At 34.7% G+C, this 23,156-nt stretch carries 19 protein-coding genes; 9 read left to right on the forward strand and 10 right to left on the reverse strand.

Annotation, left to right across the window (positions count from 1 at the left end; translation table 11 throughout):
• Positions 1-40: 40 nt before the first annotated feature.
• The gene (locus ACX5JI_RS13900; RefSeq protein ID WP_459501637.1) at positions 41-424 is read right to left on the reverse strand and encodes a hotdog fold thioesterase; all 384 of its coding nucleotides are present in this window, start codon (positions 422-424) and stop codon (positions 41-43) included.
• Between the two features lie 93 nt (positions 425-517).
• Here ACX5JI_RS13900 and ACX5JI_RS13905 point away from each other — a divergent pair, with 93 nt between their 5' ends.
• The 5 genes from ACX5JI_RS13905 (at position 518) to ACX5JI_RS13925 (ending at position 6,262) form a co-directional block, all read left to right on the forward strand.
• A complete protein-coding gene (locus ACX5JI_RS13905) occupies positions 518-1,261 on the forward strand; it encodes a DUF3298 and DUF4163 domain-containing protein (protein ID WP_459501638.1) in 744 nt (247 codons plus the stop codon).
• A 50-nt stretch (positions 1,262-1,311) separates the two neighbouring features.
• Positions 1,312-1,902, forward strand: a complete 591-nt coding sequence (locus ACX5JI_RS13910; RefSeq protein WP_459501639.1) for a biotin transporter BioY — start codon at positions 1,312-1,314, stop codon at positions 1,900-1,902.
• A gap of 354 nt (positions 1,903-2,256) precedes the next feature.
• Entirely contained in the window at positions 2,257-3,813 is a 1,557-nt protein-coding gene (murJ, locus tag ACX5JI_RS13915) for a murein biosynthesis integral membrane protein MurJ (protein WP_459501640.1), read from the forward strand.
• Complete coding sequence (locus ACX5JI_RS13920) at positions 3,806-4,870, forward strand: glycosyltransferase (protein WP_459501641.1); 1,065 nt, start codon at positions 3,806-3,808, stop codon at positions 4,868-4,870. Before murJ ends, ACX5JI_RS13920 begins: the two co-directional genes overlap by 8 nt.
• A gap of 12 nt (positions 4,871-4,882) precedes the next feature.
• Positions 4,883-6,262: an O-antigen ligase family protein gene (locus ACX5JI_RS13925; protein WP_459501642.1), complete on the forward strand. Its 1,380-nt coding sequence runs from the start codon at positions 4,883-4,885 to the stop codon at positions 6,260-6,262.
• Between the two features lie 24 nt (positions 6,263-6,286).
• On the opposite strand, the gene ACX5JI_RS13930 is transcribed toward ACX5JI_RS13925, so the two are convergent.
• The 6 genes from ACX5JI_RS13930 to ACX5JI_RS13955 form a co-directional block, all read right to left on the reverse strand.
• A complete protein-coding gene (locus ACX5JI_RS13930; protein ID WP_459501643.1) occupies positions 6,287-8,839 on the reverse strand; it encodes a YfhO family protein in 2,553 nt (850 codons plus the stop codon).
• A 105-nt stretch (positions 8,840-8,944) separates the two neighbouring features.
• Entirely contained in the window at positions 8,945-11,617 is a 2,673-nt protein-coding gene (locus tag ACX5JI_RS13935; protein ID WP_459501644.1) for a YfhO family protein, read from the reverse strand.
• A 93-nt stretch (positions 11,618-11,710) separates the two neighbouring features.
• A complete protein-coding gene (locus tag ACX5JI_RS13940) occupies positions 11,711-12,133 on the reverse strand; it encodes a GtrA family protein (protein ID WP_459501645.1) in 423 nt (140 codons plus the stop codon).
• 12 nt (positions 12,134-12,145) lie between these two features.
• Positions 12,146-13,153, reverse strand: a complete 1,008-nt coding sequence (locus tag ACX5JI_RS13945; protein ID WP_459501646.1) for a glycosyltransferase family 2 protein — start codon at positions 13,151-13,153, stop codon at positions 12,146-12,148.
• A 150-nt stretch (positions 13,154-13,303) separates the two neighbouring features.
• Positions 13,304-14,194, reverse strand: a complete 891-nt coding sequence (gene galU / locus ACX5JI_RS13950) for a UTP--glucose-1-phosphate uridylyltransferase GalU (protein WP_459501647.1) — start codon at positions 14,192-14,194, stop codon at positions 13,304-13,306.
• Positions 14,195-14,745: 551 nt separating this feature from the next.
• A complete protein-coding gene (locus ACX5JI_RS13955) occupies positions 14,746-16,473 on the reverse strand; it encodes a phospho-sugar mutase (protein ID WP_459501648.1) in 1,728 nt (575 codons plus the stop codon).
• A gap of 212 nt (positions 16,474-16,685) precedes the next feature.
• On the opposite strand from ACX5JI_RS13955, the gene cdaS reads away from it, so the two are divergent.
• From cdaS to ACX5JI_RS13975, 4 genes are all read left to right on the forward strand, one after another.
• Positions 16,686-17,294 (forward strand): sporulation-specific diadenylate cyclase CdaS, encoded by a 609-nt coding sequence (cdaS, locus tag ACX5JI_RS13960; RefSeq protein ID WP_459501649.1) that lies wholly within the window; start codon positions 16,686-16,688, stop codon positions 17,292-17,294.
• Between the two features lie 91 nt (positions 17,295-17,385).
• On the forward strand, positions 17,386-17,739 hold the full coding sequence (locus ACX5JI_RS13965) for a hypothetical protein (RefSeq protein ID WP_459501650.1): 354 nt from the start codon (positions 17,386-17,388) through the stop codon (positions 17,737-17,739).
• A 215-nt stretch (positions 17,740-17,954) separates the two neighbouring features.
• A complete protein-coding gene (locus ACX5JI_RS13970) occupies positions 17,955-18,974 on the forward strand; it encodes a glycosyltransferase family 2 protein (protein ID WP_459501651.1) in 1,020 nt (339 codons plus the stop codon).
• A gap of 129 nt (positions 18,975-19,103) precedes the next feature.
• On the forward strand, positions 19,104-20,243 hold the full coding sequence (locus ACX5JI_RS13975; RefSeq protein ID WP_459501652.1) for a mannosyltransferase family protein: 1,140 nt from the start codon (positions 19,104-19,106) through the stop codon (positions 20,241-20,243).
• A 63-nt stretch (positions 20,244-20,306) separates the two neighbouring features.
• Here the strand turns inward: ACX5JI_RS13975 and ACX5JI_RS13980 are convergent, their stop codons facing one another.
• The 3 genes from ACX5JI_RS13980 to ACX5JI_RS13990 form a co-directional block, all read right to left on the reverse strand.
• On the reverse strand, positions 20,307-21,791 hold the full coding sequence (locus ACX5JI_RS13980; protein ID WP_459501653.1) for a leucyl aminopeptidase: 1,485 nt from the start codon (positions 21,789-21,791) through the stop codon (positions 20,307-20,309).
• Between the two features lie 332 nt (positions 21,792-22,123).
• Positions 22,124-22,750 (reverse strand): 3D domain-containing protein, encoded by a 627-nt coding sequence (locus ACX5JI_RS13985; RefSeq protein ID WP_459501654.1) that lies wholly within the window; start codon positions 22,748-22,750, stop codon positions 22,124-22,126.
• Between the two features lie 86 nt (positions 22,751-22,836).
• The gene (locus ACX5JI_RS13990; protein ID WP_459501655.1) at positions 22,837-23,154 is read right to left on the reverse strand and encodes a YuiB family protein; all 318 of its coding nucleotides are present in this window, start codon (positions 23,152-23,154) and stop codon (positions 22,837-22,839) included.
• Positions 23,155-23,156 lie beyond the last annotated feature (2 nt).

Consider the following 23,156-nt stretch of genomic DNA (forward strand, 5'->3'; position numbering starts at 1 on the left):
TCCAATAGAGAAATCACTATACCTTTACAATGCGATTTCTCTATTGACTTCTTTTTTCCTTAATCGCAACTGTACATCTTGAAATACAAAGCAAGTCATCATTCTCATCAATGATTCGCACATCCCAAACCATTGTTGTTTGCCCTTTATGAATTGGCATGCCGATTGCTGTTACAATTCCATCGCGTTTGGAACGAATGTGATTCGCGTTAATTTCAAGTCCAAAACAAATACATTTTTCTTGATCAATTAAATTATAAGCTCCTACGCTCGCTACAGTTTCCGCCAACGCAACCGATGCACCACCGTGTAAAAAACCAAATGGTTGGTGTGTGCGTCCATCTACTGGCATCGTTGCTACCACTTTATCCTCTGTCATTTCTAACAGTTCAATTCCAAGTGCATCCATTAATGTTTTCGGCATACTACTTCCCCCTTTTTCTTATTTAAAAATGTATAATTTTACCTGTTTCATTTCAAACTATCCATAACATTTACATAAGGAGGTTCTATCTAGATGAAAAACAAATTCTGTATTCTACTCCTCTTCGTCTCCTTGCTCATTATTGTACCAAATTGTACAAATGCAGCCCACCCTTCTAACCTGACAATCGATATAAAGCCTGTCACGCAAAAAGGTAAGAAACCATATTTAGAGTATGACATTAGCAGACCTTCTTTTCATAATTTTCATGATGAAAAGTTTCAGCAAAAGTTAAATACATACTATAAAACAACGGCTGATCGTTTTAAAAAAACAATAGCAAAAGATGCAAAAAAGTACTATGAAGAATTTCAAGAATCAAATACTCCTTTTCATCCCTATGTTGCAAATGTCGATTATAAAGTGACACTAAAAAACGCCCCTTTGCTAAGCTTATATGTAAATTATTATCAATATACAGGGGGCGCACATGGCATATACACATGGAAAGCAAATACGTTTGACTTACATGAAAAGAAGCTCATCAGTCTCACTGACTTATTTCAACAGGGCAGCAACTATAAAGATATCATCCGTACAGAAATCGTTAGACAGATTAAACAAAACGAAAATATTTACTTCCCAGATGCAACTGAAAAAGTAATGAGTACAAAAAAATTCAACTACTTTTTAGAACCAAATAACCTTGTCATTTATTTCTCATTATATGAAATCGCACCTTATTCAAGTGGAATTCCGCAATTTCGTATTCCATACACATTACTAAGGGATTCATTGAAGTCTACTTATCAAAATATTTTGATTGACAATGGATAAACTGATTAGCTACTATAATGTTAACCATACTACAACAGGAGGTTAACATTATGAAACAATTACGTGCTTTAGATTTATCAATAGCGGCTATGTTTGTAGCACTCATGGCACTCGGTGCGAATATCGTATCATGGGCACCGTTTTTACAAGTGGCTGGTGTTCCTCTTTCGATGCAACCATTCTTCGCAATTTTAGCAGGCCTTCTTCTTGGAAGCAGACTCGGTGCCTTGTCTATGACCGTTTATATGTTACTTGGCGTTGCAGGAGCACCCATTTTCGCTAAATTCCAAGCTGGATTTAGCGCACTGTTAGACCCTACTGGTGGTTTTATTATCGCATTCATTATTGTTGCTTATATAACAGGAAAACTAGTAGAACAGAAAGAAAAACCAAAGTTTGCTACATTTGCAATTGCATCTGCTATAGGAATTATTTTAACTTATATCATTGGTACCACTTATATGTATGTAGCTGTAAACGTTTGGATGGGCGGAAATATGGGTTACACAGCGGCTTGGAAAATTATGATGTGGTTTGCTGTAAAAGATGTCATCTTTACAATGTTTGGTGCCATTATCGCGCCTCGTATATATTATGCTGTTCGTAGTTCTGCTTACAGGCAGTCGCATTCGGCACTATAAAGTAAAAGTTTACCAAGCGGGAGTTATCATTGAACTTTGAGATAAAGCCGCTCTCAAGTCTCGAAATAACATTAAAAAAGAGTTGTTCCAACATATGGAGCGATTCTATGTCGAATTTGTAATTGTTGCATGGATCCAAACCATCCACCAACTATCTTCAAAAGAAAATCAAAAAGACATAAAAACAAGTGGAGAAAAACAAACCGTTTTTCTCCACTTGTTTTATTTTAGAGGTTTATTAGACACACCCTTTTCTGTTAAAACATCGCTTATTTACTAGATATAAATTTGATTTTTACATATAAATAAATTATGCTTGAAAAGAATTAAAATCGTATAAGGAATTGATTATTAATGATAGGAACAGCCTCTCAAGATAAGGCAAAAAGATTTCTCATCGTAACATTATTTTTCACACTTGGGACAGCTTTAGGCAAATTACTTGGATTTGCAAAAGAAATTACACTCGGAGCTTATTTCGGTACAAATTATGCTGTAGATGCATATGTAGTTGCTTTAAATATACCAACAATTGTATTCACCGGTATTACGGGGGCATTTGCTTTCTCATTCGTTCCTATTTTCATGGAATTAAAGGGGAAAGATCCTCTTAAAGCATATCGATTTATGAATAACTTTTTAAATATTATTTTACTGATTTTCCTTATTCCGCTTTTGTTCATTGAACTACAGCCACATTTTTTCGTTAAAATGTTTGCACATGGTCTACCTGAACAAACAGCAGTATTATCAGCCTACTTGCTGCAAATCATTTTCCCAACTGTATTTTGTACATTTTTTATTGATATCTTCAATGCTTATTTAAACAGTTTACATAAATTTCGAATTACAAGTATACAATGGGTTGTATTAAATGGAATTACACTGCTTATCTTCGTTTTACTCGTACAGTGGATTGGAATTTATGCACTTGCATTAGGTGTTGTACTTGGAAATATCGTACAAACTATACTTGTCTACATTGCTTCTAGACGCGAAGGATACCACTATCAATTTTTACTTGATTGGAAAGATCCTTCCTTAAAAAAAATGATGGTTTTAAGTGTTCCTGCATTCATTACAAGTGTGTCCATTCAAATTAATTTACTTGTAGATCGGACGTTAGTTTCTGGACTAGGAGAAGGATCGATTGCAGCCCTTAATTACTCTCAAAAGTTGTATTTTATTCCACTTGGATTAATTGCCGCTCCTGTCTTGACAGTAATGTACCCAAAATTTGTTGAATATGTAAACGGGGAGAATTGGAAAGCATTTACTCAGCTCATTGAAATGAATATTAAAGTATTATTATTTTTATTTATTCCAGTCTGTATCTACTTTACATTCTTTACTGAAGAAATTGTAAAAATGATTTATAACTACGGTGCATTTGGAGAAGATTCTATTGCGCTTACAGCAACTGCACTACAATTTTATGCAGTCGCAGCTCTTATGCAACCGTTAAAAGATTTACTTGATCGCTTGCTGTTTTCACTCAAGCTGAATCGTTATATTATGTACGTATCTATCGTTTCTATGATCGTTAATGTGATCTTGTGTATCATACTCGTTCATTATATTGGTTTGGCTGGTGCAGCACTTTCAACCTCTATTGCATCAGTAAGTACAGTATTTCTGTTATTATGGATGCTACAAAAGTATATGAAAGAGAAAGAACAGATAAATTTGCACTACACTAGCTTTTTATTAAAATGTACCGTTGCATCTTTTGTAAGTTTGTATGCTTCCAAACTACTGCTTCATTTCTCACATGACACAAAATTACTTATCTTATTAGCAATAACAGTCGGTGCTATCATTTACTTACTTATTACTTACATATTAAGAGTAAAAGAGCTACAACAATTGCTATCGCTATTTTTAGGTAAAAGGAAGGATATAAATGAATAAAATTATGTACCTTTTGAATTATGTCGGGGACGGTGGGTCGGAAAAATATGTCCTAGATTTAATTCAATCTATTGATCCAAAGCGTTGTGTTCTTGTATATTCTACTCCTGGCCCTTTCTTACATAAGTTTAAAAAACTAAACATACCCATATATCGTATAGAAATGAATCATCCTTTTGATATACAAGCTGCCAGAAAACTGAAGAAAGTTATCGCAAAAGAACAAGTGGATATTGTTCATGCACAATTTTTACGTGAAAATTACATTGCAATCTTAGCGAAGATGTTAGGTGCACCCATACGTGTCATCTGGACATATCATGTCGATGTTCCAATGGCACGACCTTTAAGATTGTGCAACTCGTTTTTTACTCGTTACAATGACACAATTATTTGCATTTCACAATTTATGAAACAACAGCTACTTGAAAAAGGTGTCCAAAAAGATAAATTAAAAATGGTTTATAACGGTTTAGAAGACCCTTATTCCAATGCGCTACCTACTCTTCATAAACCGATGAAAATCGCTGTAATTGGCAGACTAAGTGAGGAAAAGGGACAACCTTTTTTTGTGAAAAGCTTATACAAGTTAAAAACACAATATCCGTCTTTACAATGGCAATGTAATATTATTGGAGATGGGCCATTAAAAAGCCAATTAGAGAACTTAATCGAGACGTTACAGTTAAACGATTCCGTATCTTTATTAGGTTTTCAAGATGACATTATAAAAGAATACGAAGCACATGATATCATCGTAATTCCGTCAAAAAACGAAGGACTATCCTACGTTGCAATCGAAGCAATCGCCATGAAAAAACCTGTGATTGCGACAAATATTGGTGGGTTACCAGAAGTTATTGTGCCAGAGCGATCTGGCATCTCTATCCCATATGGAGATGAACAACAATTAGCAACTGCCCTAGCAACATTATTACAAGATGAAAAACTATATCATTCCTTGGCAGAATGCGGACGTGAATATTATTTACAAAACTTCACTTTCTCTAAAATGATACAAGAAGTGAACGATATTTATCGCATATCATCATGTTAAAGGAGACTATATATGATACAACTTACTCGATTTCACTATATAATACTAAGCATTTTGCTTGTTACACTTGGAATACTATTTCCATCAACTTATACCGGGCTATTCATTTCAGTTTTATTAGCAGTCTCTGCTTTCCGAGATGAAAAACTCGGTATTGCTTATTTATTATTATTTATTCCGATGCGTCCTTTTCTTACTGCTTATAACGCTGGATTCAAATTGATCGGTTTTCTCATTATTTTTGCTTTATTATGTAAGGTAGTTTTACAATATCGACATCATATTGCAAAGCTATTCTCATTTCATTACTTTGAGATTGCCTATTTTCTATTTTGTTTATTTGGAGCTATTTTAGGAATACTAAATGGCGTTTCGCTTGCAGCAATTGTAATGCAAATGCATACCCTTTTACTATTTTATCTTGTGTTCTATATTGTATCGCGGCTTTCTTTCCAGCACGATGATTTGCTATTCTTTGCAAAAATAACATTCATCGCTTCTGTAATTATTTCAATACATGGTTTAATTGAAAAACTCTCGCTTCGAAGTATGTTTCTTCCAGAAGCGTGGGAAAAGCTCGTGCTAGCCCCTACAAATAAAATACGTATATATGGGATGGCTGGTGGGCCAAATGAATTAGCCCTTTATTTAATATTAGCATTTCTCGTCTCTCTCTATTTGTTACGAAATGCTTCGGCCAAAATGAAATATATCGTCTATATCGGACTCACGCTTATCGCAACGACTTTATGGTTAACATATTCACGCGGCGCCTTTTTAACAGTGATGTTCTTTGCAGCTGTTTATATCATCATTCATCGACGTATACCGTATTGGAAATCATTACTTTCCGTGCTGCTCATATCATCCTTATTTGCCGCAGGTATCTCTTCTTTAACAAATTATTTAGAAGGCGATGCTCTTGGAGCTAAACGTTTTTCAGAAGCATTATCAGAAGAAACTGTTGAACTCAGTAAGCAAGATGGGCGCATCTATTATGTGAAAAAAGCAATAGAAATTTTCAAGGACAAACCAATCACAGGATATGGTTTTGGTACATTTGGTGATGCTGCTACGCAAACACATTCTTCACCAATTTATAAGCACTACGATATTACATGGAACTTTTATTCGGATAACCAGTACATTCAAGTCCTTGCAGAGACAGGGATTATTGGTACCATTTTAATCTTCATCTTTACATTAGGGGTGTTCTCGATTATATGGCCATTCAAAAAAGAACATGCACTCTCCCCGTTACTTTTATACATAATGGTTGGTGCCATTATAGGTAGTGCTTTTTACAACATATTAGAAAACAATATATTTATGTTGTATCTCTTCTTAGCAATTGGTTATTTATATCCTAAAAAAATAGAAAGAAGCTACTGATATTTCAGTAGCTTCTTTTACGTTCTAGTTACTTTTCCTTCTAAATATTTTCATTTGCCAAGCCGCTAATAGCCCTGTCAGCACAATACTTATACCCGACAAGATGAAACCTAAGTTAAAACCTGGAGAAGAGAATGAGAGGACAATTTCATGATTTCCCTCTGTAGCCTTCACTCCTAATAAGCCATCAGCTACTTTCTCCATCTTTCTTTCTTTTCCATCAACAGTAACTGTCCATCCCTTATCATAAGGGATCGGGAATACAAATGTTGCATCTTTCTTTAGTTGAATCGTTCCCTTGACCATTTTCCCTGTGTTTTCAGTAACTTTCATTGTGTTTTTTTGTAAACTCGCGATTGTCTCATTGAATTTTTCAATATCTAATCCGTATAAGTTTAACTTTTTCAATGAAAAGACATCTTTATTTTCAACCTTGATTTTCATTGTTACTACACCTTTTGAAGGGAAATATCCAAAATCAATTAATGTTTGCTCTAAGTCTGGTGGTAAATAATTCGTATAGTGATCATTTACTGATAGATCTTTCCACTCTTCAATCCCTTCAGCTGTCCCATATAGTTGCAATTCTTTTGGGACATTTACTTGAAGCGTCATATAACCAGGTTCCGCTTTATTTACTCTTTCATATTTTCCTTCTTCTTTTGAAGCAACCATATTTTGTAGCGTGATCTTTGGCTCTTCTAATTTTTTAAATAACGTTCCTTCTTTTGCACCAACTAATTGTTCCTGGAAGATGAAAGGATTTGTTTCATCTTTATTAGGTGTTTGTTCAATTGGATAACCGAATGGAATAATATTTTTATTTTCGTATACATGTACAAAATTGAATTGGTTTATTTGTTCATATCCATATTCCGGAGAATGCCCATCTTCCAGTCTGTAACCAATGCGTAAAATCGCATCTAATAATAACGTATCTCCATGGTTATTTGCTACTAAGAAATCCGGAGAGGTAGAATATCCCGCTCTCTTTAAAAAGCGATGAAAACCACCATTCGCCATTGAATTAAACGTTTGGAAAGCTGGATAATCATATTGCAACGAGTCATTTAATGTTCGGTAATATTTAGAAGTTACCCGTTGATGATCTAAATTGATTTCATTTACATATTGAATTGCGTTTCTCGTTTCTTTATTTAGTTTATATTCTTTATGTTTTGCATACTTCATTTCTTTATGAAGCCCATCAATATAAGTACTTGTATTGAATCCTATATCAAAGATTAAACATGCCAATAACAAGGTAGTTGTTACTTTAGAAAGCGTTGGCTTCATCATTCTAATATGAAGTAAAACGGTCATAATCGTAATACACACTGCATTGAAAATTAAAATGTTATTATGAATGACTTCAGCATCTTTTACAGACAGACTATATAGTAGGACCAGATGCACAACATAAAAAATCCATAATGGCTTCATATACTTACGATCTAGATGTTGAAACACTCGCGCTGCCATTATAATAACTAGCATGACAAAGGCGAATGCAAAACGATGCGGATATGCATTTGGTGGTTTATTTCCATGCCAAGCTAAGTTTAAGGATGGAATGGCAAAACTGCAAATCAAGAATAGAAACAGCGCTATAAACAAAAACTTTTCCTTTTTCTTAATTTCCCGATTGACGAAATAAAGAGGTACTAACACTAATACAAGTGTCGATACATATACGTTAGGAATCCCAAATAAACTTGAATCATATCCTCCCGATAATAATTTCCAATAAAACATTAATAAATCTAAATTCCATTCAAATGAAAACTGTACTGAACTAACATTATATGGACTGTTTGTTAAAGCCTCATAAGTCGGTAAAATAATAACGGCTCCCATTCCTGCCGCTAGTCCTGTACCTAAACAAAATAAAATGAAATATTTAAACCATTCTTTTATCTTTCTTATCTCATATTTTGAGAAAAGACGAATGACAAAATAAAGGAATGTAAAGATCCCGAGCATAAATGAAATGTAGAAGTTAGCAATGAACATAACCGCTAATGAAATTGTAAAGAAAATCACATTTTGGTTTCGTAAAAGCTTTTCAACCCCAATAAAAATCACAGGCAATAATACAATTCCATCTAGCCACATAACATGGAATGAATAGGCCATCACATAACCAGATAATGCATATGCCGTAGAGAATAATAATAACCCCTTATGTTCTTTACCAATCAAATAACGTAAAAACCAACCACACGTTACGCCCGCAAATCCAACTTTTAAAAGCGTAATTAAAAAGATAAATTCTGGGATACTCTCCTTGTTAAAGAAGTATAGCAGTAGCGAGAATGGACTCGATAAGTAATAAGCGAATGTCCCAATAAAGTTCATTCCCCCACCCAATTGGGTAGTATACTGCAGGCTACTTCCCTCTGTAAATACGCTATGTAAATATGAATAAAACTGAACATATTGTGTATTCAAATCACTAATTAAAACTGAATACTCTCCAAATGGATACACACCAAACAACGCAAAACTGGTAAGCAATATTCCAAATGGAACTAAGAAGAAAAGAATACCCTGTAAACTTCTTAATATCTTTATCATCTTACGTTCCCCCTTCTATCGTGTTTAACATACTACTTATTTATAGAAAAAATCCTCTCAAAGCAGGCACTGTTCTTCCTACTTGGAGAGGATTCTCTTACAACATTATTTTCCTCTCTTCCAAACGATAACCCCAAATATGAGTGTTATAAGGAAACTAATAACAGACACTATAGATCCGAGCATAAATCCTGGAGATGTATACTTCAATTCAATTGTATGTGTGCCTTTGGATAATTCAATTCCAAGGAACGCATCATTTAATTTCAGTAACTTTGCATCTTTTCCATCTACTGTTGCCTTCCAGCCCTTATCATATGGAATCGATAAGAATAAATAATTATCTTCTTTTGTATCAATCTTTCCTGTTACAGTACGACTTGTGTAATTCGTTACCTCAAGAGGCTGCTGTTTTAGTTCATTCACTCGCTTGTCAAATGCATCAACATCAAGACCATAGAATAATTGTTGTTCTATTTCCACTGCATTACGAGTGACTTTCACTTCAACTTCTACTTTTTCATTTTCAAAATATCCTAAATCTAAAATACCATTATTCCAATAGTAACGTGGATACTCTGTAAATTTCTTACCAAGTGATTCTCCGTTTACATACACTTTTGTCACATCAGTTGGTTCGACACGCAATTTCGTATACAACTGCTGTTTGCCTTTTACATCAAATACATACTTAATGCTAGCAGGTTGTCCATCTTGTTGTTTTATTAATTCAATTGGCTTTTGGTTTGTTTGAGCCATTTTTTTCTTTTCATCCGCTAATTGTTGCTTCGTTTTTTCATTCTCTACAACTGCCAAGTTATTGTATTCTACAGCACTTGGTTCAAGCGGGTTATAATAGCTAACATCTTGTCCATTTAATTTTCCAATAAATTCATTTTGCTTTGTAAAGGAATTTACATAGTTAATTTTTTGAACCTTTAACTTATCTTTCCCTTTTATATCAAATTCATCTTTGTTTACCATGTATCCAAATGGAAGAGCATTTTTATTCTCATATACATAGTTCGTACCTACACGATCAATTTCAGACCATCCATACTTGTTAAGTGGTTCGTCTGAAATCATATACTTCATTCCGAGAAGTGCATCTGTAGAAATAATCCCTTTACCGTTTTGTAAGATGAGTGCTTCTAAATAGCCGTAGCCCAAATCTTGCATATATAGGTTCAAATGTCCATTTGCTACAGAATTAAAGTGTGTTACACCTTTATACCCAAAACGCAGTGCATCATTCCATGTAACACCTCTTGTCGTTTCCATACGATACAATCCTTTATCCTTCTCAGCGACTTTTTGGATCGTTTCTTCGTATTTTGGATATGGAGAAGCGTATTCCTGACGATTAATATAACCGTACTCATACCCCATTAACTTAACCATATACACCGTATTAAGAGCAACATCAAGGCCTACCACAGCCACTAAAGCGAATGAAATCATTGCTTTATTTTTCTTCAGGCGTACTTTACCGAATAACAGTAATGCATATACAACAATGAAAAATGCATTTAACATTATTTTATTCGATTGCATATAGCTCGGTGCTACTTTTCCAAGTAACAACAACATAAATATGTTAAAGAATACAACCTTCTTTAAGGCTGGTACTAACTCTTCTTCAAACACCATAAATGTTCGAACCGCTACATAAATCAGTACAAAACAGAATGTAAATGAATAGCGATATGGGAAATTCGTTGGTGGCTCAAAACCATGCCAAGCGATATTTAAAAATGGAATTTCAAAAGAAAGAACTAAGAACAGTAGGACTACTCCATATACAATTTTTTCTTTTAACGAAATTTTCTTTGTAATAAAGAATAGCGGCACAAGTAATATCGTTAATACACCTGCATAAACATTTGGCATTCCATTTACTGTCGTATCAATGATTCCATTAAAGAATCGTGAATAAAACTCAAATGGATCGAAGTTAAATGCTGTTGAAAATGGGATCTTTGCCCGCTCAACAAAATTACTTTTTAAATCCATATATGTTGGTAACGTAATAAACGCAGACATGCCCCCTGCCAATCCTGTTCCGAGGCAGAACCAAACAAATCTTTGCATAAAAAGTTTTACATTTCGAATATCGTGAAGTACACAATATCGTGCTACAAAATAAATGAATGTAAAAACTCCTACCATATAAGAAATATAGAAGTTTGAAATAAATGTAAGAGCTAAACTAAACGTAAATAACATCCATTTCTTCTCTGTTAAAATCTTTTCAACACCAAGCAAAATGAGCGGAAGTAAATAAATACTGTCCAACCACATCACGCAGAACGAATACACTGTTACAAACGACATTAATGCATAAAAAGTTGAAAATAGCGTAATAGCAACTTCTCGGCGCTTCATCATATGACTTAAATAATATGTCATCGTTGTGCCAGCTAATCCAACCTTTAATAACGTCATCAACATAATCGCTTCTGGGATATGCGCACGATCAAAGAAAAGAATTAAAATAGAAAATGGACTTGCTAAATAATAGGCGAATACCCCAATAAAGTTGAGCCCCATTCCGCCTTCCCAACTATAAAATATGCTTTTTCCGTCTTTTAAAACATCATACAAATACGTGTAAAATTGTACATATTGCGAATGTAAATCTGTCACAAGAATGGACTTTGGGCCAAATGGTGCAACACCAAGCAACATGAAAATTACACTATAAATGGAAAACGGAAGTAAAAAGGCAAATGTATATAAAAACTTCTTTTTCTTAAATAAATCTAACATTTGTTGCATTATACTCCTCCATATCGTTCTAGGTTGATCATTTATCCTAAAAAATTATATGTATAAAAAACAATAGCCGGCATAAAGCCCAGCTATTTGTTTTTATGCATTTTGACCGTTCTCTACATCGGTCTTCTTTTTAAAAATAATATATTTACTTGCAAAGTAATTTACAACTACAACAATGACGTTTGCGATAATTTTTGCTACTAAATCATTCATACCTAGCCATTCAATTAAAGCGATCATGGATCCAATATCAATGAAATAAGATAAAACGCGGAAGCCCATAAAGTAAACAAATTCTTTTATTACATGAGCAAAACTTGTTTGTTGGCTGTTAAATACGTACTTCTTATTTGTAATATATGCAAACAGTACAGATACAATCCAAGCAATTGTTGTTGCTATTTTGTAATCCATTCCAATTAACGTTGCACAAACAAAATACGTTACAATGTTGATTAACGTCGTTAAACCACCGAAAAGCAAATAGTTAAAGATTTCCTTCGCTTTATTATTCACGCTTCTAATCCCCTAGTGATTTGATTTTACTTGACGATCTTCTACACTGTATAATTTCGCCATCTTCTGATCGCCGTCTATATTCGTTACTTTATCATCGTTATATTCATCCACAAAGTATAGTGGGCGTTGTTTTGTTTCATTGAAGATACGTCCTAAATATTCACCGATAATCCCGATAGAAATTAACTGTACACCACCGATGAATAAAATAGCTGTCATCATAGATGGGTATCCAGTTACTGATTCCCCATACATAAGTGTTTTAATAATAATCCAGATCATGTAGATAAATGCTCCAAATGAAACAGTAAATCCCATGAATGATGCAATGCGCAATGGAGCTGTTGTAAAGGATGTAATTCCTTCAATTGCAAGATCCATTAATTTGAAATAGTTCCACTTTGTTTCACCAGCAGCACGTGGATCACGGTCAAATAAAATCTCTTTCTTATTATAACCAATCCAGCTAAACATCCCTTTTGTATAGCGCTGTGTTTCACGAATTTTCTTTAATGCTTCAACACAACGACGATCTAATAAGCGGAAATCGCCTGTATTTTCTTGAATCGGAATTCTTGTTGTTTTCTTAAGCAAGCCATAGAATTTACCCGCAGTCCATTTCTTTGCCCATGATTCACCTGCACGAGAGCGTCGTTTTGCATAAATATCATCATATCCTTGCTCCCAGTACTTAATCATCTCAGGAATTAACTCTGGTGGATCTTGTAAGTCAGCATCGATGATAATGACTGCATCTCCAATTGCATGATCAAGTCCTGCAATCATTGCTGTTTCTTTTCCGAAGTTTCGTGATAAATCCACATATGAAATGCGATTATCATTCGCTCTAAATTCCTTAATAATATCTAATGTACGATCTTTACTTCCATCGTTAACAAACAAAATTTCAAAGTTATAATTTGGAATCCCTTGAAATACTCCTGTTAGCCGACTATATAATTGGTCTAATACCTCTTCTTCATTATATGCCGGTACTAAAATAGTAATAGTCTTCAAAGAAGGTACTCCTTTCTTTCTCAAGCTTTCTCAAGCTTTCTCATAAAGAATATTTTATAAGCACAGATTAGACATAGTAAACTGGATGTTTGTCTTAGAATGCCTCTTTCTCCAATTCACTATGTCTAAGCTTACACATTTATAGGAAAACTAATTTTTTACAGTATCTTTTCGTTCACTTACAAGCTCTTGCATAATTGCTAATAAGTCTTCTTTTAGCTCGTCATGCTGCAGAGCCATTTCAATTGTTGTTTGAATAAAGCCTAGTTTTTCACCAACATCATAACGTTTTCCTTCAAAGTCATATGCAAATACGCGTTGAATTTCGTTTAACTGTTGGATTGCATCTGTTAATTGAATTTCACCACCAGCACCAATATGTTGCTCTTCTAAGAAGCGGAAGATTTCTGGTGTTAATACGTAACGTCCCATAATTGCTAAGTTTGAAGGTGCTTCACCTTGCGCTGGTTTTTCAACAAATTGCTTCACTTGGTAACGGCGACCATCTTGTTCTAATGGATCAATAATACCGTAGCGATGTGTTTCATCTTCTGGAACAGATTGTACACCAATTACAGATGAAAGTGTATGCTCATATTCATCAATAAGTTGTTTTAAACAAGGTTTTTCAGCTTGCACAATATCATCACCAAGAAGAACAGCAAACGGCTCATCACCAATGAATTTACGTGCACACCATACTGCATGTCCTAAACCTTTTGGTTCTTTTTGACGAATATAGTGAATATCTACCATTTTAGAAGATGCTTGCACTTTTTCAAGTAAGTCATATTTTTTCTTCTCTAATAAGTTTTGCTCTAATTCAAACGCATTATCAAAGTGATCTTCAATCGCACGTTTTCCTTTTCCTGTAACGATAATGATATCTTCAATACCAGCCGCTACAGCTTCTTCAATGATATATTGAATTGTTGGTTTATCAACAATTGGTAACATTTCTTTAGGCATTGCTTTCGTTGCTGGTAAAAAACGTGTCCCAAGACCAGCAGCTGGAATAATGGCTTTTTTTACTCTCTTCATTCTGATTACCTCTTTCTTTATTGTGTTATATGTGCACTCATCAAATATTATCTTTAATTTGCCCTGCTCACCCGTATTTATCGGATGCATTTCTTTCTGTATACAAGACAGTCTCTAAAAAACGTAACCTCTCATATTATCTCTCTAGTAATCTAAGTGTCATCTTATTTTTGTATGTTACTTTTTTCACTTACTCTGAATGACACTTCCTACAAATTCTACATGATTGCCTCTTTATTCGTCAAGGTCTCTTATTCATGGTTATTATACAGCTATTTCTTATGACCATCTCGCTTTTTAATGTGCACAAAGAAAAATTACAGCACAATAAACGAACGGTTAACCAGTTAAAACTTTTGCCTTGTCTCACTTTGTACGATTTACAAAACAAGACAAGACAAAAGTTAAATTCCTAAATCAATTGTATGATTTTCTTTATATGGAAGATTTTTTTTAATTCCTTCTATATAAAGTATGATTTTCTCTCATTCATTTATAAAAGGTGCCCTAAGAATGATCATTTAATCACTCTCAGGACACCTTATTTATACTTATTGAACGCGGTTCATAATATCGTTCTTAATATTTTCCAATTTCTCTTCACTATGTTGCAGAGAATCACCTTGCACACCAAAGTAGAATTTAATTTTCGGCTCTGTACCAGATGGACGTAGGCAGAACCAAGATCCATCCTCAAGGTAATACTTTAATACGTTTGATTTTGGTAAATGAATCTCTTCCGTTGCTTCTTCTAGAGCTTTTGTTCGTACGCTCGCTTTATAATCTTCTGCAATCGTAACTTTTAAGCCAGCTACTTCTACTGGTCGATTCTCACGGAAAGATGTCATCATGGTTTGAATTTGTTCTGCACCATCTTTTCCTTTTAATGTTAGGGAAACAAGTCCTTCACGGAAATATCCGTACTTCTCAAACACTTCAAGCAATCCATCATATAATGTTTTGCCTTGCGCTTTATAATACGCTGCTACTTCACATGCAAACAATACAGATTGAACAGCATCTTTATCACGGCAGAACGGACGAATTAAATATCCATAACTTTCTTCATAACCGAATTGGAATTCATACTCTCCGCTTTCTTCATATTGCTTAATCTTTTCACCAATAAATTTAAATCCAGTTAACGTATCAATTGTATCCAGCCCGTAAGCTTTTGCAATTGTACGTCCTAGTTCTGAAGTAACGATTGTTTTTAAAATAACACCGTTTGCTGGCAGAATTCCCTTTTCTTTCTTTTGAGATAATAAGTAATCAAGCATTAATGCACCTGTTTGGTTTCCTGTTAACACTTGATATTCACCAGCATGATTACGAATTGCAACACCAAGACGATCTGCATCTGGATCTGTAGCAATTAAAACATCTGCCTGAACTTCTTCACCGTAACGAATTGCTAATTCAAACGCCGCATGCTCTTCCGGGTTTGGTGATTTTACAGTAGAAAAGTTAGGATCTGGCTGTTCTTGCTCTTTTACAACCGTTACATTTTTAAAGCCTACTGCTTCTAAACCACGACGAGTCGGAATATTAGAAGTACCATGTAATGGTGTAAAGACAATTTTCAGTTCTTCTCCATGTTTTTCTACTAATTCTTTATTAATAATCACCGTTTTTAATTGTTCTAAATATGCATCATCTACATCTTGTCCGATGATTTCTAATAAACCATTTTGCTTTAATTGCTCAGTATCAGCAATTTCTACTACTAATTCATCACTTACTGCATTTACATAAGAAATTAATTCATCTGCTTCTTTTGGAGGTAACTGCCCACCATCTTCACCATACACTTTATATCCATTATACTCTGGCGGATTATGACTCGCTGTAAGAACGATACCACTATATGTATGTAAATAACGAACTGCAAATGAAAGTTCTGGTGTTGGACGCAAACTTTCAAACACATATGTTTTAATACCATGCGCACCAAGTGTCGCTGCCACTTCCATCGCGAACTCTGGTGATTTATGACGAGAATCATATGCAACAACAACGCCGCGTGCTTTTGCTTCGTTACCTTGTTTTTCAATAAATTGCGCTAATCCTTCTGTCGCTTTACGTACTGTATATACGTTTAGACGGTTTGTTCCCACGCCAAGCTCACCGCGCATACCACCTGTACCAAATTCTAAATCTTTATAGAAACTATCCTCGATTTTCTTTGGATCTTGCTTCATTTCCTCTAATTGTTGCTTTAACTCTGCATCTAAATTCGCAAAGCTATTCCAACGTTCATATTCTGCTTGCCATTTCATTTAAATCTCTCCTCTCAGTCAAACATAACCTCATTATATGAAAAAAATAACGCTTTCCTCAATAGCATTTTATACTTTTACAAAATATTGCCTTCCATTAATCTAATACTTCATAACCTATTTGTAAAAATATATCGCTTCCTTTACGCATAACTTTTGCATGAAACGAAAAACTATACGTAACAAATATATTTTCTAACAGGGTGAATATCATGCAAGAATGGGCGTTAACAACCACACTGAAGCAGCATGTTCGAGCAACAATTGACGAAATTGCACATACTCTTCAAAATATGAAAATTGCATTAGATCATAACGATGAGTGCATTTTATGTAAAGTAGAAGATATCCAAAAAATGTTACTACATATTCAAGCAACAACTGCTTCTTACTATGTCAAAACATATTTATCTCCTTATACAGACTGCTACATGCATCTACTAACAGCAATCCATCATTTATCCGAAAAAAGACACGGCGCTCTCATTGCTGTGGAAAGGGAACAATCACTCGGGCCATCTATTCAACCTGGAATACAGCTCAATGCTCAATTAACCGCTCCGTTGTTAGAATCTATTTTTTATCCCGGTACTTCTCTCCATGATGGCGCTGTTCTTGTAAAAAATAATCACATTATATCAGCAGCAAATATTTTACCATTATCACAGCAAACACTAACAACTGATCGAAAGCTCGGAACTCGTCACCGTGCTGCAATTGGACTTTCTGAAATAAGTGATGCACTTGTCCTTGTTGTATCTGAAGAAACTGGAAAAACATCTTTTGCATTAGCTGGAACACTATATACATTTAGGTTATAGACCCCCTTACCATTCTTTCTGAATGAAACAGGAATTTTCTATTTAGAAATCGAATATTGCACATTACTTGGAGATAGTGAGGGGATGCATGATGAAAAATATATTTTATTTATGGATTGCCATGCTCTTTACTTTATTTATATGCTCGGGATGCATGAGCTCAAACTTATTAGAAAACAATTTATCTCAAATGTATGAAGCAGAAAAAACTGTAAAAAAAGAAGTATGGAACCAATTATCCAATCAAGAAAAACAACATATTATTGGAGCTTGGGAACATGCAACGATGACAAAAACTGTGCTGCATAAATACAATAGCCACGAAACAAACGAAGCTTACGAAGGAGAAACCGTCTATCTTGTTCATTTCCCCTCTGATACAGCAGAACATCTTAATGTATATGTTGATATAGAGACAAATGAAATTATTGGATATAATCAGTGAAATAGAGAAAGGCGCAATCGCGCCTTTCTCTATTTCATTTTGCACACATATGGACATTTCAAAATTAAGATGCCATTCACTCATTTTTTTGGTATTATTGTTAGTTGTATGACATTACCAATAAAATGCAAAAAAAATGTATTAAACTGTAAATTTTCATTCTCTATTAAAAAAATGATTCGTTTACGAAAATACATATAAGTAGGAGGCTTCACATGTATCAATTTGGTGGGGACGAACCAATCTTAACAATTGTAGTTCCTTGTTATAATGAAGAGCTAGTATTACATGAAACAACGAAAAGACTTGGAGAAGTATTAGAAGAGTTAATACATAATCACTCCATTTCATCAACAAGTAAAATTTTATATGTTGATGACGGCAGTAAAGATAAGACATGGGAGATTATCGACGAATTACATGAACACTCTCCATTTGTAAAGGGGCTAAAATTAGCTCGTAATGTAGGTCATCAAAACGCATTACTAGCTGGTTTAAATGTTGCTGCAAAATCTTCCGATTGCGTCATTTCCATCGACGCTGACTTACAAGACGATGTCGATGCAATTAAAGGCTTCATCGAAAAATTCCATGAAGGATATGAAGTTGTTTATGGTGTAAGACAGGAAAGAAAAACAGATACATTTTTCAAACGAAATACAGCGCTACTTTTCTATCGCTTAATGGATAAAATGGGAGTTAACATTGTATATAACCATGCAGATTATCGTTTACTCAGCCATAAAGTATTAATGCATCTTCAAGAATTTAAGGAAACAAATTTATTCTTACGTGGAATTGTGCCTTTAGTTGGCTTTAAATCTACAGAAGTATATTATGACAGACATGAAAGATTTGCAGGTGAATCAAAGTATCCACTGAAAAAAATGCTTACTTTTGCTTTTGAAGGGATCACATCTTTCAGTGTTACACCAATCCGATTAATCACTTCTGTAGGTATCAGTTTCTTAATTCTTAGCATCATTATTAGTATTTACACATTAGTTCAAAAAGTATCCGGAGAAACAGTTTCAGGATGGACATCTTTAATGCTATCGATTTGGTTTATCGGTGGAATCCAGTTAATGGGTATCGGCTTAGTCGGTGAATATATTGGAAAAATATACAAAGAAACAAAAGCCCGTCCAAAATATATTGTTGAAGTAGATTTATATTCTGCTCCAAAAGAGACAGAGAAACAAGGACATGAAAAAGTACTAACGACATCAATTTAACGTAAATAAACATCCTTATTTTTTGAAATAAGGATATTTATTTATTCACTTAAATGAAAAACCCTAAATTTAACATAAAATGAATAAAAATCTAGTATTTTATTTTTTATCGAAAAAGGAGTGAATGATATGAACAATCAAGTACTACAAAGGTCGGATTTACATCCAAAAACATCCATTACACAGACTTGGTGGTTTAAACCTGTTCTTGTACATTATCTGTTATTAATTATCGCAATTTTATTGCCATACTATAACAATATCCAAGAGGGTATGACAATAGAACATTTAAAGCACGCCTTAATTAATTGGGATACTGAATGGTATATCGGGATTGCGGAAAGAGGATATGAATCGGAAAAAGCGGCAGCATTCTTTCCATTTGTACCTATCTTACTTAAAATCTTTGGAAGCCGTTATATTGTCATTGGAATTACACAAATTGCCTTTTTCCTTTGCTTATATTTATTGCGAGAGTTCTTTAAACGTTTTCAACTGAATGAATCTCAAATGAAAGCAGGAATTTGGTTCTTTGCAGTAAATCCTTGTGCAATTTACTACGCGACACTTTATACAGAAGTATGGACCGTTCTATTTTCTCTTGCCTCACTTCATATGGCAGTGAAAGGAAGATGGTTTTACGCTTGTCTATTCGCTGCAGTTTTATCATCAACTCGGGCAACTGCCTTAATATTTGGTATTTTCCCGTTCGTTCTTTTCCTTATGTCATTATGGAAAAAAGATTGGAAAATGGTGAGAAACTCTTTACTGTGGGGAATGAGTTGTACAATCGGTTTATTATGCTACATGGTATATCTGCACTTTACTTTTGGAGATCCAATGATCTTCTCCACAACACAAGAAAAACATTGGGACCACTATTCTGTTTTACCGTGGGTGCAAATTATTGAAGGATTCCACAATGATTTTGCAATTGGCCTCGTAGAAATTCGCCAAGGGTTATGGACACTAGCAGTCTTATTTGCCTTCTTTGGTACCGTCTTTATTTGGCGTTTACGATCAACTGTAAAATGGGAGAGCCTTGGCGCAATTCTGTTTGTTGTCATTACAGTTATTTTCACATACAGTTTTGGTACTCGAAATATGCCAATGCATAGTACACTGCGATATTTAAGTGTATTATTCCCATTATATGCTGTTATGGCACTTGTTTTACCGAAACCACTTCGAGGGCTTTTAATTATTTTCTTTGCGATCGTATCATTTATGAGTGCATGGAATTTCACTCATCACATATGGAACCTGTAACGTAAGAAAAGCTGTCTCCAAAAGGTTTACAAAAACCTTTTGGAACAGCTTTTTTTTACTTTCTTATTCTTCGCCAAGACGTTCAACAAGTGTTGCCAGTGTACGAACCATCGCTCCCGTTGCTCCAGCTGGCCCTAAATCATGTGCACTCGTTGTATCAGAAGTTCCAGCAATATCTAAATGTACCCATGGCGTTTCTTCTGCAAATTCACCAAGGAATGTACCAGCCATTACTGCATGACCGTCGCGGCCTGGTGAGTTATTTAAATCTGCAAATTTACTGTTACGAACACGTTCTTTATCACGCTCAAAAATCGGTAATTGCCAAATTGGCTCATCCGTTTCCATTGATGCTTCTAGTACGTGTTCAAACAATGTTTCATTATTCGTCATCGCACCTGTCGTATGGTTTCCAAGCGCAACGATGACACCACCTGTTAATGTTGCCACATCAACAAGATAATTTGCCCCTAGCTTCTTCGCATACGTAATACCATCTGCTAACGCTAAGCGACCTTCCGCATCTGTATTTAATACTTCAATTGTTTTACCGCTCATAGAGGTAATCACGTCATCTGGCTTAAAGGCTGTACCGCTCACAACATTATCAGTTGATGGAATAACAGCAACTACATTTTGCTCAGGACGTAGTTCACCGATAATTTCCATTGCCCCAAGAACGGCTGCGGCACCGCCCATATCCCCCTTCATACCAACCATGCCTTCACGTGGTTTTAAAGAGTAACCACCTGTATCATAGGTAATTCCTTTCCCAACGAGTCCGATAACATCTGTCCACTCTTCTTTTCCTTTATAAATAAGAACGATCATTTTCGGCGGCTCGGTAGAACCTTGATTTACTGCAAGTAATGCACCCATACCAAGCTCTTCCATCTCTTCTTTCTCAAGCACTTTATACTCCATGTTGTATGTATCTGCTAATTCAACGGCATATTCTGCAAGCTTTGTTGCTGTTAATACGTTCGGCGGCATATTTACAAGTGTACGAGCTGAGTTTGTCGCACGGCCATGCACATATCCTACTGTTAATGCGGCCTTGATTTCTTTTGCATCTTCTGCTGTAATAACTGCAAAGTTTTCTAACTCTACATTTTCTTTTTTATTCGTTTTATATGTTTGTAAATCATATGTACCTAGGCAATACACTTCCGCTGCAATATGTGCAACATCGATTGCATCTAACTTATCTGTTACGAAAGAATCAAGTAAAATAGCTGCATCTTTTCCTTTATCAGCTTTTACTGTTTTAAATGCTTTGCTAAGTGAAGCACGTAATGTTTCTGTTGTATATGCTTCTTTTTTGCCAAGACCAACAAAATAATAACGTTTTACAGTTGTTTTTCCTAAGCTATGTACTTTCGAAATAGCTTTTTTCTTAGCAGAAAGTTCTTTTTCTTCTATTAAAACTTGTAATTGTCCTTCAAACGCTTGATCTAGTTCCGTTATAAAGCGACTCGATGTTTCTTCTTGGAATAAAGCAACGATAACCGCCTCATGGCTTGCTAATTCTTTTTGTACTTGAAACATATTCAAAACCCCCTATCTTTCTCTCTGTTCATTATAACTATATTTTTATAGAAATGCGATAATTCTAACTTCTCTTCCCGCTTATATATAAATAAATCCATTTTGATTTTTTGACACATAACCCGCTGCTATGAAAAACAAAAAGTGAACTACACTCATTTTCTCTCTTTGTTTCCACTTGGCATGGGGCTAAAAAAAGCACTGACCGCTTCTATACATGGCCGGATGCTCTCTCCCACCTAAAAAAATGGTTTTATGTCATTTTTTCAATTTGGATTTATATATTAATGAAGCTTTTTTCAAACAAAAAGTCTAGTGTTAACCTCACTAGACTATTTCTGCTTTAAATATTGACTTCGGAACACTTGCAACGTTTCATCTTGGTTCAGCATCGTTAACTGCTCTTCTGTTAACTTACCGTTACCTATTTTTACAATGTATACTTTAACGTTTTTCTTACCCCATTCACTATACACATCTTGTACCGTTTCATAATATAAATCGAGTCTGTTTCCTTTTATAGCACCGCCCTTATCTGCTACCACACCATATCCGTAGCCTGGTACAAAAAGAATGGTTCCAATCGGAAACACACGTAAATCAGCTGCGATTGTAGAATATATATCTCTTTTTGCCTTTACACCGGAATATGTAATACCATACTCTGGATGACCAGGTCTTTTACCGGTTGATTCTACACCTGACGTATAGCCAGTTGCTGTCATTTCCAGCACACGATATTTAGACCAGTTTTTTCCCTGCTCTAAAGCACTTATCACTTCTTTACTCGGAACAACCTGTTTTTCAGGCTCTGCTGCATGCACTTCTTGTACATTTCTTTCTTGATATGTTTTTACAATCTCTAGTAGAGAAACTCCCGTGAATGCTTGCCATGTCACACATAATGCGGCTACAAGTAAACAAGTCATCATAATGCGAATACCATATCGTTTTAACATTTTTATATTCCACACTCCTTCATCGTTCATCATTCCCTATACGATTTAGAAATATGCAAAAAAAAAATCTCCAAGTAAACTGGAGATTAAAACATTTGATATCCACTTTTCCGAAGCTGCTTTATCACAACTCCTGATAAAATCGCTCCTATTAATCCTGTTGATAAAATAAAAAGATCCGCTTGTCCAAGATGCGAGACACTTGTTCCAAATGAGGAAAATGTTTCTTTCGGTTTTGAAAAGTAGTCCCAGACACTTGCTTTACTAATGATTAGTATGCAAACAATTGGATAAATGATAACCATTACCCAAGTCGCACGTAAAATCATGTTAAGCAAAAATCCAATTCCGAAGAATAGTATTAAAAACAACATCATTGAAATAAGTAATACCGGAATACTCACGT

It is taken from the genome of Bacillus sp. C1 (genome assembly GCF_054570475.1).

Bases quoted from the DNA above. Each gene is read 5' to 3' on its own strand.
- ACX5JI_RS13900 (WP_459501637.1), bottom strand. From the start codon at position 424: ATGCCGAAAACATTAATGGATGCACTTGGAATTGAACTGTTAGAAATG.
- ACX5JI_RS13905 (WP_459501638.1), top strand. From the start codon at position 518: ATGAAAAACAAATTCTGTATTCTACTCCTCTTCGTCTCCTTGCTCATT.
- ACX5JI_RS13910 (WP_459501639.1), top strand. From the start codon at position 1,312: ATGAAACAATTACGTGCTTTAGATTTATCAATAGCGGCTATGTTTGTA.
- murJ (WP_459501640.1), top strand. From the start codon at position 2,257: ATGATAGGAACAGCCTCTCAAGATAAGGCAAAAAGATTTCTCATCGTA.
- ACX5JI_RS13920 (WP_459501641.1), top strand. From the start codon at position 3,806: ATGAATAAAATTATGTACCTTTTGAATTATGTCGGGGACGGTGGGTCG.
- ACX5JI_RS13925 (WP_459501642.1), top strand. From the start codon at position 4,883: ATGATACAACTTACTCGATTTCACTATATAATACTAAGCATTTTGCTT.
- ACX5JI_RS13930 (WP_459501643.1), bottom strand. From the start codon at position 8,839: ATGATAAAGATATTAAGAAGTTTACAGGGTATTCTTTTCTTCTTAGTT.
- ACX5JI_RS13935 (WP_459501644.1), bottom strand. From the start codon at position 11,617: ATGCAACAAATGTTAGATTTATTTAAGAAAAAGAAGTTTTTATATACA.
- galU (WP_459501647.1), bottom strand. From the start codon at position 14,194: ATGAAGAGAGTAAAAAAAGCCATTATTCCAGCTGCTGGTCTTGGGACA.
- ACX5JI_RS13955 (WP_459501648.1), bottom strand. From the start codon at position 16,473: ATGAAATGGCAAGCAGAATATGAACGTTGGAATAGCTTTGCGAATTTA.
- cdaS (WP_459501649.1), top strand. From the start codon at position 16,686: ATGCAAGAATGGGCGTTAACAACCACACTGAAGCAGCATGTTCGAGCA.
- ACX5JI_RS13965 (WP_459501650.1), top strand. From the start codon at position 17,386: ATGAAAAATATATTTTATTTATGGATTGCCATGCTCTTTACTTTATTT.
- ACX5JI_RS13970 (WP_459501651.1), top strand. From the start codon at position 17,955: ATGTATCAATTTGGTGGGGACGAACCAATCTTAACAATTGTAGTTCCT.
- ACX5JI_RS13975 (WP_459501652.1), top strand. From the start codon at position 19,104: ATGAACAATCAAGTACTACAAAGGTCGGATTTACATCCAAAAACATCC.
- ACX5JI_RS13980 (WP_459501653.1), bottom strand. From the start codon at position 21,791: ATGTTTCAAGTACAAAAAGAATTAGCAAGCCATGAGGCGGTTATCGTT.
- ACX5JI_RS13985 (WP_459501654.1), bottom strand. From the start codon at position 22,750: ATGTTAAAACGATATGGTATTCGCATTATGATGACTTGTTTACTTGTA.